8 protein-coding genes and 1 pseudogene are annotated in these 12,003 nt (G+C 40.8%); all 9 read right to left on the bottom strand.

The window, feature by feature from the left end; genetic code table 11:
• Positions 1 to 6: 6 nt before the first annotated feature.
• The gene (locus QX565_RS07715; protein WP_289292286.1) at positions 7 to 1,356 is read right to left on the bottom strand and encodes a SpoIID/LytB domain-containing protein; all 1,350 of its coding nucleotides are present in this window, start codon (positions 1,354 to 1,356) and stop codon (positions 7 to 9) included.
• Positions 1,353 to 2,291: a DUF4922 domain-containing protein gene (locus tag QX565_RS07710; RefSeq protein WP_025868138.1), complete on the bottom strand. Its 939-nt coding sequence runs from the start codon at positions 2,289 to 2,291 to the stop codon at positions 1,353 to 1,355. Before QX565_RS07710 ends, QX565_RS07715 begins: the two co-directional genes overlap by 4 nt.
• A gap of 8 nt (positions 2,292 to 2,299) precedes the next feature.
• Positions 2,300 to 3,766: a glycosyltransferase family 2 protein gene (locus QX565_RS07705; protein WP_025868139.1), complete on the bottom strand. Its 1,467-nt coding sequence runs from the start codon at positions 3,764 to 3,766 to the stop codon at positions 2,300 to 2,302.
• 23 nt (positions 3,767 to 3,789) lie between these two features.
• Positions 3,790 to 5,649 (bottom strand): outer membrane protein assembly factor BamB family protein, encoded by a 1,860-nt coding sequence (locus tag QX565_RS07700; protein ID WP_025868140.1) that lies wholly within the window; start codon positions 5,647 to 5,649, stop codon positions 3,790 to 3,792.
• A gap of 36 nt (positions 5,650 to 5,685) precedes the next feature.
• Positions 5,686 to 7,134, bottom strand: coding sequence for a sodium:solute symporter (locus QX565_RS07695; RefSeq protein ID WP_025868141.1), 1,449 nt, complete (start codon positions 7,132 to 7,134; stop codon positions 5,686 to 5,688).
• A 57-nt stretch (positions 7,135 to 7,191) separates the two neighbouring features.
• Complete coding sequence (locus QX565_RS07690; protein WP_289292280.1) at positions 7,192 to 8,358, bottom strand: exo-beta-N-acetylmuramidase NamZ family protein; 1,167 nt, start codon at positions 8,356 to 8,358, stop codon at positions 7,192 to 7,194.
• Between the two features lie 303 nt (positions 8,359 to 8,661).
• Positions 8,662 to 10,374: an ISL3 family transposase gene (locus QX565_RS07685; protein ID WP_002558379.1), complete on the bottom strand. Its 1,713-nt coding sequence runs from the start codon at positions 10,372 to 10,374 to the stop codon at positions 8,662 to 8,664.
• Between the two features lie 789 nt (positions 10,375 to 11,163).
• Positions 11,164 to 11,577 (bottom strand): hypothetical protein, encoded by a 414-nt coding sequence (locus QX565_RS07680; protein WP_122201059.1) that lies wholly within the window; start codon positions 11,575 to 11,577, stop codon positions 11,164 to 11,166.
• A gap of 173 nt (positions 11,578 to 11,750) precedes the next feature.
• Positions 11,751 to 12,003 (bottom strand): annotated as a pseudogene (locus QX565_RS07675) (hypothetical protein); the annotation flags it as partial.

Below are 12,003 nucleotides of genomic sequence, written 5' to 3'. Positions count from 1 at the left end.
ATTGTTTTAATATCGTTTTTCAATAGCAGCTCCAATATAATAATGTAGCAGAATTGTGTCATAAGTATATCCCTGCTCACCCATTACTGCGGCACCAATCTGACAAAGACCTACACCATGCCCCCAGCCGGCACCGGTGAGAATGAATTTGCCCGGAATAGTATCTTTTATATCTGTTTTATCAATGACAAATGCCGAACTGTACAGATGAGAAGGTGACAATGTCCTTCTGATTTCAAGCTCCTTGCCAATGGTCATTGTTTTCTTTGTACCAATGATTTTAAGTTTTACGATTCGGGCAGACGTTCCGCGTTCTACAGGAATTAAGTCGATTATCTGTCCATAATCAATACCGGAACGTTTGAAGATAAGTGCCGCTAATTCCTCTTGCGTGTATTCTACTTTCCAGCGATAAAAATCAGTAGTTTCCTGATCGTAATTGTTTAGCACCTGGCTGAGTATCTTATTTTCTGTCGTATTACAGAAAGCTTCCGGAGAGTTTCGTATCCACTTTTCTGCTTCTGCTTCCATGCGAAGATCGGGTAGGAGAGCCGTTGTCTTGCTATCCCGTTGTTTGACGAGATAAGGATGTTTCACATCTTCCCAGCAATATTGGAACTCTTCGAAAGCGCCTCCGCAGCATTTAGAGAAGCGGGCATCGCAAATTTGTCCGTTATAGGTCAGCACTTGTCCGCGGGTAGCATGAATGGCTTCCTTCACGATTTCGGTAGATGCACGGGTGATTCCCTGATAACGCTGGCAATGATCGTCGGCACACACATCAAAGTGAGTATGGTCTTCCTGATCGTACCACTTTATTAGTTGACAGTTGACAGTGGACAATTGACAGTTGGCTGCGCTATCATGCTGCATAGTAACTGTCAATTGTCTACTGTCCACTGTCAATTGTCCACTGTCAATTGTCAACTTATTAAGTAGCCAGCTGCGTGAAATCACTGCATGTGCTTTCAGTAATTCCAGAGAAGCGTTGGCACTCATTTCCGAGGAGATGACACTGACTAAATAATCCTCTACGTTTACGCGGTTGATACCGGTGAGGGTATTGTTTTCTATGATAATTTTCAGGGCTCCCTGGAAACGTTGGTTTTCTTTTCGTTCCCAGTGAAAATTGATACCGATGGTGACATCCTGCAATTCGAAAGAGTCTGTAGCCTCGTACAGAGGTTCAAACAGTAGTTCTTCATAATGATGGTTTCTCCAAAGAATTTTTCCATCATCGAAAAGAGCGGTTTGTTTCCCACTTACTTCTGCACCGTTCATGCGATAGGTATTCAACAGAGTGAATTCTATCTTTTGTCCGGACAGGATACCTACATGTACTTTAGGCTCTTTCATAACTGTTCTTTTATGCGTTGTCTTAATTTGTAAAATTCGTCTGTACTGAGGCAGACTTCTCCGAGGATTGCCGCAATATCCGTTGCCGTTAGTTTCTCAAAATCTTTTTCCAGTGGGGTGATGAATACTCCTCCCATATCTACGGATGCCGGACTGATAAGAATATTGGCATCTCCTTCGGCTGTGTAGCAGGAAGGACGGTGTTTGGAACGCGGGAAAATACAGACTACCCATTGTCCGCCTTCAACCCAGGTAAGCAGATTCATCATTGGCTCTTCCTCACCCGGTTTCTGTTCCATGGCGTTGTATACTACATTGAATAGGATGATGGCATCTTCCCGGTTGGTTGCTTCCAGGACCAATGTATTACGGGGGGCATCGTTCAGATAAGATAGTGTAGCCGTTTGGTAAGTCACAATTTTGCCGGCCTTCTTGTTTTTCCACTCTTGTTCAAGAGGGAGAAAACCTTTGTTTCCTGCCTGGAAGTGTACATGGTCGGGGGCGGATGCTCCGCATTTGGGACCGTTGTAGAAAACTACATAGTCCTGAGCATAAGTTGCTAAGTCCAGCATGTCGCCAAAGCGATTTTTAATACGTTGGTCTACATGCTCTAAAGCCGGTACAGTCAGATGTTTCGGAAAGATAGGAAACGGATTGACCAGTATTTGGTAATTCTCTTTGAACGGAAGCCCTCTTTGCACAGCCGGCAGATTGGCGGGACAAAGGAAGCATTTTCGTTCCTGTATAGACTTTGTATCCACTTTAGCTGCCGAAGAAACGATACGTGCAGGATTAAACTGTACTTTATAGTGCGTACCGTTCACATCCAGTTCTTTTACTTTGACCCGGCTTAGAGCTGTATAATTGTTTTTTGCCAGCTCCCATGAAGAGAGCTGGTCACTGAACAATTTTTCTATTTTTAATTTTGTATCCATCCCTATTATTACATTTGACGACGATTCATTGCTATACGGGCTTGTAATTCCCAGGTACGAATACGGTCTTTATACAAATTGTGCCCGTTCATTTTCACTACATCCAGTGCTGCATCCGAGTTGTCATCCCAACGGCGACACAGATAGACTACATCGTACACACGTCCTATCTGGTATTGGCGGGAGAAGTTCAATCCTAAGGCATAATCTTCCCCATAACTGGTGTTAGGAACTTTGATTTCGCGTAATACCGGGGTATAGAATGCGCGTGGAGCACCTAAACCGTTGATGCGTAAAGCATTGTTACGTCCGTTCTCGGGAGTCCATTCTTTATGGTCGATAATGCCCGGGGCGATCATATTCATATTGAAGTCCGTCATCATGTATGTACCTACCACCATTGCACAATTCTGTTCATAGAATGCCTGCACCATTGTTGTCAGGGTATTTTCATCTTTATACACATCGTCGCTGTCCAGTTGTACGGCAAACTTGCCACATTTCTCATGATGTACACCCAAATTCCAGCAACCGCCTATACCCAAATCATTCCGTTCGGGGACGATGTGGATGAGGTGCTCGTCGGAGGTAAATTCACGAATAGCATCTGTCGTTCCGTCGGTAGAGTGATTGTCGATGATGATGAGGTTGAATTTGAAATCTGTTTTTTGATTTAATACCGATCGTATGGCATCTTTAATCGTACGGATACGGTTGCGTACCGGGATAATGACAGAAGCTTCATATTCAAAATTACCGGCACTGAATTCGATTTTTTTGAATTCGGGAGCCAGATAGCCACCTATCTCTTTCAGATGTTCTGTGCAGGCTTGTTCCATCTCTATTTGTAGTCCCCGGTTTTTAGGGTCTACATAGTCGAATATTTTTTCACCACTTTTGCGGGTATCGTTTTCCACTTCGGAGTACAGGTATTCGTTAATGTGAACCAGTGCTTCTTTTTGTGACAATTTCAAGCGTAGATCATACAGTCCGGCAAACTGATAATCAGCTTTCATACGACTCACTGCTTCTTTCAATGCACTGGCTTTGTATAGTAACACCGAACCGAAGTTGAAATCATCACGGAGGCTTCCCGGCTGATAATCTATTACCGGTGCATTCTTTTGAACACCTTCCGCCACCTGATAATGATCGGCATACACCATACCTGCGTTGCTGTCTTCGGCAATATGGATCATACGTTCGAAGGCGAACATACCTGGTGACAGTGTTGTATATTTGGTATAAAGCAGGGTATAGTCCGCATCGGAGTGTGCAGCAACAGCGCGCATTGCTGCACTGGAGTTAAGTGCAGATACGGTTAATATGTCACAACCCGGAAGGGGAGTGGCTGTCGTTTCTGTTGTGAGCAGATAGATTTTCTTTATCAGATCGGAGCTTTGTAAGCTCAGAACTGTTTTTTCAGCTTGCGCTGCATTTGCAAAAGGGATAAAGCAATTGATTGTAGTTTTCATATCTTAGTTCTTTATTATTGTTTTTATTCTTTCCATTCCAATAATCCGGTTTCGCCTCCGGTTGCGGTGAATAACACCTGGTGGCGGTTGATAGGAACAACCGTACTGATAAGCGAGTTGCCTGTTTTATGCTTCCATAATATCTTGCCTGTCAGTGGTTCCAATGCAAAGATAAGTCCTCCTTTGGTGCTGCCAAACATCACTCCGTCTTTTTCTACTTGCATGGAAGGGGCATGCTCATAGCCAAAACCGACGTTGGAACTCCACAGTTGATCCGGTTTATCGCCTTTCGTTGAAAAACAGACAATGCTGTCATTCATTGTTTTACTGTATATCCGTTCTTTATCGGCAGATAGACCGATTGTTTCGCGTACGGTGGACTGGAAAGTACGCCATACGGTTTCTCCGGTTTCCAGATCAATGGCGGTCATGGCACGTTGAGGATCGGTAATGAAAACTTTGCCATTTGCTGCTACCGGCCATACTGCCGCAGGAGAGAAGTGCATGCGGGTCAGTCCGCCCGTCCATTTCCATAACTCTTTACCTTCTTTTTTACTCAAAGCATAGAGCGTATTGTCCCATGCACCAAAGATCACTTTGTCACCTTCAACGAGCGGACGGGTTTCTATATAGCCTTTTACGCCTGTATATGCCCATATGAGTTTCCCGGTCCTGATGTCAATGGCACGGAAGGTATGATCACTGGCACCTATGTAGGCTATTCCGTTGTCTATCGTTACAGCTCCCAACACCGGTTCTCCGGCTTCTATTTTCCAGAGTAATGTTCCGTCTTCGGCATTCAAACCATAAATATGTTTATCTGCAGAGCCAAATACAACGATACCATCGGCTGCGGCAGGAGTACCAACAATACGGTTGCCGGAGCGGAAACTCCAGAGCTTTTTCCCTTTTTTCAGGCTGTAGGCGGTTAAGATGCCCATGTCGTCACCAACGAAAACCTGTTCTTTCTCTATGGCCGGTGAGCAATAGATACCCACCCCCGTTTGTACGAGCCATTTTTCTTTTACCTGTGGATATTCTTTGTTGACAGAGAAATCGGGATATTTGTCTGTTGCTCCTTTCGCATTGTAGTATGGTTTTGTTAAGGAGAGTGCGCACCACTTTTTAGGTTGTTCACCAATTTTCTGTTCATAAACGAATACAGAATCGGGAGTTATCTCATAGACACTGTATCCGCCTACCGGATCTTTCCCCCGCAGATTGGAACGGTTGATAATTCCCGGAATACCGTCATAAGAGAAAAACTGATTTTTGTGATAATGCCCACCCATGAACGCACGGATGTTAAAGGGGCGCACTGCATCAGTTACGTCATACCAATTGTCCACATCTCCTTTTAACAGCGGATAGTGGGTAACCAGAAATACAGGCTTTTCTTTTCCTGCCTTTTTCAGTTCGTCTTTCAACCATGTAATGTCCTGAGGCACTACATGGCCGTCTGCCATGCGCATTAACGGGCCGGAGTTGAATCCTAAAAAGAGAAAGCCTTTGTGCTCAAATTTAAAACGCTCTCCGCCAAAGATATGTCCGAAGTCGGTCACACCGCTTTCACTCCATTTTGTTTCATGGTTTCCGGGAATGATGTAATATTTCACCTTTAGTTGCCCGAGAGCTGTTTTTACTTTTTTCATAGAGGCACGATCTCCTTCTTCGGTTATATCTCCGGTTACCAGTACAAAATCAATTCCTTGTGTCTTGTTCACCTGATTGATGGAGTTCTGGAGATCTTCAAAGGCTGTTCCCTTATTCGTGACATGAATATCTGTGAGAAGAGCGAAACGAAAATGCTCTCCTGCCTGCGCCTGAATTGTAGTGTACACTACAAATAGGAATGCGATACAGGTATATACTTTTCTGTTCATCTGAGTGTGTTTTTTGTTTTGGATTAAAATAATTTGTTATTTGCTCTTTTTTATGAGCAGGCAGAGTCCGATAAAAGTAAATAGTGCATTGAATATTAGCAATTCATAGCTGAACTGATACCCGTTGAACCATCTTTCTGAGTTTTTCTGTAATATGAAGCATAGGATGGGGGAGGCAATGGCTACCCAGGGAATATACTTGTCGCGAACCTGCTTTTTGGTGAAAATGCCAAAGGCGAAAAGTCCCAGGATGGGGCCGTAAGTATAGCTGGCAAGAATATAAACGGCATCAATCACGCTTGTGTTATTCAACAGATTGAATACAAAGATAACAACCCCCATCGTTATTGCCATACCGATGTGCACACGTTTACGTATCTTTACCAGTTCATTTTCCGCTTTATTTTTAGCGCCTAATATATCTACTGTAAATGAGGTAGTCAGGGCGGTCAGTGCCGAACCGGCTGCAGAATAGGCTGCTGAAATCAGACCGATGATAAACAGAACTCCTACGATGGCAGGAAAATAGTCACCGGTAGCTATCATCGGGAATAACTCATCACTTTTCTCCGGATTTTCAATGCCTTGCCGGGCTGTGAATATATAGAGCAATACTCCCAACATAAGGAATAGTAAGATGACGAAGAATTGAGAGATACCACTGGTGATCATGTTTTTTTGTGAATCTTTGAAATTCTTGCAGCTTAGGTTTCGCTGCATCATGTCCTGATCCAGTCCTGTCATGGCAATCATGGTGAATACTCCTGCCAAAAATTGCTTGAAGAAATAACGTTTGTCGTTCACGTCATCAAAGAAAAACATGCGTGAGAAGTCATTTTCGGATATAGTAGCAATCATACTTCCGAAACCCAGGTTAAGATCGGAAGCAATGTAATATATACATAGTACTACAGATACTACCAGACAAAATGTTTTTAATGAATCTGTCCATATTAATGACTTTACTCCTCCACGGAAAGTATAGAGCCAAACAAGAGCTACGGTGATAATCACGTTCAGTATGAACGGGAGATGGAAAGGCTCAAAAACAAGTAGTTGTAGTGTGAGGCAAACAAGGAATAATCTTACGGCTGCTCCCAGCATTTTTGAAATAAAAAAGAACCATGCACCTGTCTTATAAGAAGAAATTCCAAATCGGTTTTCAAGATACTCATAGATGGATACTAAATTCATCCGGTAGAAAAGCGGTATCAAAACAAAAGCTATAATAATTTGTCCTGCAACAAAACCAAGTACCATCTGTAAATAAGAGAATCCGCTTGCAGCAACCATACCCGGTACCGACACAAATGTAACTCCTGATATACTCGAACCAATCATGGCAAATGCTACTACATACCAGGTTGATTTACGATTCCCTACAAAGAAACCTTCATTATCGGCTTTTCTGCCTGCAATGTATGAGATTGTGAACAGGATAACGAAATAGGCTGCAATAGTAATTAAGATGGCAATTGGACTCATGGGGCAATTTACATTTTTATAGTTTAACAATTTAAGATAAAAAACAGAGAGAAACGGCTATTCTTCATATAAAAGGTAAGGTCTGCGTTGTACTTTAAACTTTTCTACGTCCTCTTTCCACATTGCTTTTATCTCATCGGCATCTTTTCCTTGTTCGATCATTTTGCGGACATAATCCGTACCTATCAGTCGTTCAAAGAATGGGCGGAAAAAGTAATCATCCATATTCAGGTTTCGGTAAGCGTCAATAAGGTAGCTCAAATCTACTCCTTTTTTTCTTATTTCTTCCTCACTTAACGCGCTTAAATTCACACCGTGGCAAAGCCTGCCAAGTTGGGGAGGGTTTTTGGCTCCTGATGTGCTTTGTGGCGTAAAGCTATAATTGTATCCTGTCATATTGGGGTGACCGTATACCTGAAAAGGCAGTTGTGTTCCTCTTCCTAAACTGACGGGAGTTGCTTCAAAATAGCAAATAGACGGGTAGAGGTATACTGCTTTCATATTGGGTAGGTTAGGAGAGGGAAGGATAGGCAGCTGATACATTGTCTGGTGGGTGTAGTTTTTGCATTTTATTACTGTAACGTCACAGATACGGGAAGCCGGCAACCAGCGTTCACCATTAACCATGAGTGCTAATTCTCCCAAAGTCATCCCATGTACTACCGGGATAGGAAGCCAGCCAACTCCCGATTTATATTTCATATCTAAAATAGGGCCGTCTACATAATGCCCGTTTGGATTGGGACGGTCCAGAATCAGCATTTTACGGTTATACTCCGCGCAGGCATCCATCAGGCGTACCATAGAGGCATAATACGTATAAAATCGTAAACCTACGTCTTGTATATCGACTATCAGCAAATCGAATTTGCGCATGGAATCCTCACTGGGTTTACCCAATTGGCCATCATATAACGATAGAATAGGTACCCCTGTTTTTTGATCTACCGAACTTGAAACATGCTCTCCTGCATCTACATTACCACGGAAACCGTGCTCCGGAGAGAAAATTGCAACTACATTAATCTTATTCTCTAATAATACATCCAGCAGGTGCTTATTTCCCACCATACCGGTGTGATTTGAAAAAATAGCAATTCTCTTATTCTTTAATATAGGTAAATAGTCATTCGTTTGTTCTGCACCTACAATCACCCGGCTTTGTTTTGCCTGGCAGTGGAGAGTGATGAACGCTAAAATGACTATAAATAGAATCTTTTTCATAATATATTATATAAGGGAGAGTTCTTTATCTGCAAAGATAATATATGTTTTAATATTAGAAACATATATTTTTATATTTTTGGAATTATAATCAATAATTTGCAAATTGATAATCTTGCGTTTTAAAGCATATTTTAGTAGAATGTAAACATATTTATTGGATGGAGCAATGGAATGAGAAGGTTGTATTTTATCTCTGTACTTTGTTGAATATAGGACGATTACAAGAATGTACACTTTTATATGATAGGAGTGTACATTAATATATTGCGAAAGTGTACATTCTTGTGGTTCTTCTTCAATTTAGTTGAAAAAGACATGTTCCATCACCATCTTAATTCTTAGCAACTCTAATCCTGCCCTTCCATACATAGTTCGCTTCACTGCCTTTAGTTTGTTAACAAAGCCCTCGGTAATCCCATTGGTAATGTTATACTTGATTGTATTTTTGACGGCTTTATAATCTTTCCTTATTCCCAGTATAAATGTTTTAAGCGTTTGTATCTCTGTATTCCAATATTTTTTCATCCATCTTATTAGATCATATGTTTCTGTGCCTGTAATAATACAATAAAAGGATTTGGCTGCTTCATGCATTTGTCTAAACCAATCAAATTGATACAATGTCTCAATCAGTTCTTCTTCCGACTTATTCATATTTCCTTGATAGATTGATTTGGCAGTGATAGTAGATATCCGCTTGAGAGGTAATATCCTTGCCCTTTCGTCGGTCTGTTTCACTCTTCGGTTGGGTTTGAAATATTTGGATCTAAATCCCCTGTGTCCATCACTCAAGTATCTGTAGTGGGCATAGAATGGGGCCAGACTTCCTTTGAAGCCCATGTTGCAAATCTGGGCATAAAGGGTACTCAGGGGTGTTCCATTTGCAACCCCGTCTTCAATGTGCTTGTCATACAAATGGTAATCGGTCCTGGCTTTGCTGTTTCGCGGAGCAAGTTCTTGCATTCTGCAGAATTTGAGTGCAGTCGGGCGGGCTATTCCCAACTTTTTAGAAATGGCAAAGGGGTTGAATCCCTTGAGCTGCAGTTCTTTCACCTCTTTAAACTTTGTCATGCGGGAGTCTGCTTTCGCTTTCTTTGGAGGTATATGGATCATGGCAGTCTGTTTTGGCTGTAAAAGGCAATCGTCCATGGATTCTTTCTCCCTGATTTTATTGCAGTATGCTGCATAATGCCCGCTTAGGAGCTTGTCCATACATTCGTGTATGTTTTTAATAAGATGGAATTTGTCTGCAACCTCCACAACATGCCGTCCGGTAGACGCAATGGCCGAACTATAACCGGTAGCCCTGTCTCTGCTGACGACATTTACACATGGGTGTTCTTCCATCCATTCGAGGAAACTTTTCGCTTCACGGTCACCCAACAAATCAACCGGATACTTATTTAATAAATCGATAACGATGCTGCCATATGACACGCCTTTGCGCCAAGCCCAATCGTCAACTCCAACTTGTTCAATCTCCTTGTTATCAGGAGGGCAGAGCTGATGTAGGCAACGCAGTATTGTTGATGAACTTAGATCTACGCCACAATACGAAAGTAGTTTACTGATGGTTCGGGAAGACATCATAAGACCATTACGAATGACAGTTAACTCTAATCGGCGTGTACGCCTGCGGTAGCGGAAGACTTCATTGCCGGGTTGTTCGGCAAATGTCTTTGGGGGGCAATCTGCATTTTTGCAGAAGAACTTGCGCGATTCCAAGATCAAAACAACCTTCTTGCCAAGTATGGACAAATCATTTATTGTTCTAGTGTATCGACTATGAACGTGATGACTTTCACCCCCACAATAAGGGCATACCGCACTCCGCTTTGAACCTTTGGCATATAGAACTATCGTATTACCTTCATACCCTACATCTTCAATGGAAAGGTCGGATGATTCGTAAATAAAAGAAAAACTATTGTCTTTATGGAATAGGGTTGAACACAAGCCATTGTTTAATGAGCTTTTTATCGTAACTTTGTTACCGTTAGGTTTATCGGGCATTCCTTGATTCTTTGTGTTTGGCGATATAAAGATAACAAAAATGCCGGAAAACCTAACTCTTTTAGGAGATCAGTTATTATCAGTGAACAGAACATTAAACTGATAAAAGAATGAGCGTTGATGATTTTGAATCCCATAGAGCCTACTTTGCAAAAGTGACTTATCAAACACGGTTCAACTAAATTGAAGAAGAACCATTCTTGTGTGTATAAAGTGTACACTTTTATTTTAGAGGAATTAGTTTAAAATAAATGCTTGTTATGGTGGATGATAATTTATTACAATGAAATGAATCCTCTTCTTGGGTGTTTATGGAAAAATGTAATGTCTTATAAATTTTCGGACTGTTTGTCGTAGAGAAAACGTTCGAAACTCTACGAGGAATTGAGTGTTTCTCGTAGAGTTTTGAGTCGTTCCTCGTAGAGGGAAAAACGCAATGCTTAACTGTTTGATAATCAATTGATTGTATTTTGTTATTTTTGTTGTTATATTTCTTTGTTTTTCATTCCCTCTTTTAACCTTTTATGTGTTTTTCTGTTTTGAAAAATAATTATAAATATTTGCCTCAAATTTTATATGCCATTTATCTGAATAAATAAAAAGTGGTTTAAAGATATATTCATTAGGGTAAAAATCGGAATGAATATAATAGATGAAGAATAATTGTGTTTGTAATTATTATTGTAATGTGATAAAAGGTGCATGTTTAACGAAATGTTAAAAAATGCACCTTTGTGTATGAAGTAAATCCTATATATGGGATAGCTTTTTCTCTTATCGTTTTCGTATTTATTTCATTAGGCTTCCATCCGGCAGAAAAATATCTCCATCGGTTCCGCTGACGTCAAAGAAACCTACGCCATGTTTTTGTGCCAGCCGTTTTGTAAGCTCGTACGCTTCTTCTGTTGTAGACCAACTGAAAGCGGCATAAATGACATTACGTCCTATGGCATAGTCTGTGAGGTGTGACTCTAAGTCTTCGTCCTCGTCCAGTTGTTCGTTAGTAGGAGCATCGGGTCCGTTCATGTTTGGGAATGTTTGTATCATTTCACGATACCATTTTTGTAGTGCGGGCGACGATACAGTAGGGTCATTATACCCGTGATCTTCGGTCCATTCTGTTTCTTTCTCATACCAATCAAGAAAATCCTTTTGTTTTGAGGGAGCTTTCTCCCTTTCAAATACCATTAAATCATAACTCATAATTTTTTCTCCTATATTTTATATTTGGGTGAATAGATTGTTTTTCTTTTGAGAGTATTAATTTTGTATTATATGGACTATGTGCTCTTGTTTTTCTGTTTGATTTGTAAATATAGACATTTTTCATGATTTATATAGCCCATATAACGTTTAAAATAATTTCATAAGTGAATTTAATTAATTTCATCCGGAAGATTCTCTTTAGAAACTGAATCTACATTTTCCTCATTCAATATTCTTTTGAAGTTCTCCACAAACTCCATGTAATATTTTAAAGCATTATTTTCAACCATTATAAAGTACCCATCTTCTCCAGCTAATCTTTTGGCACTTTCATAATCTTCTTTAGTAGGCCATTCGGACTTTTTCTTAATATGCTTTTCTATATGTTCTAATGCTTTCGCCTTTTCGTTATGTATATAATAT

This window comes from Bacteroides sp. 41_26 (assembly GCF_949740115.1).
In the GTDB taxonomy this organism is placed as follows: domain Bacteria; phylum Bacteroidota; class Bacteroidia; order Bacteroidales; family Bacteroidaceae; genus Bacteroides; species Bacteroides nordii.
This window is presented reverse-complemented; position numbering and strand designations above follow the sequence as displayed.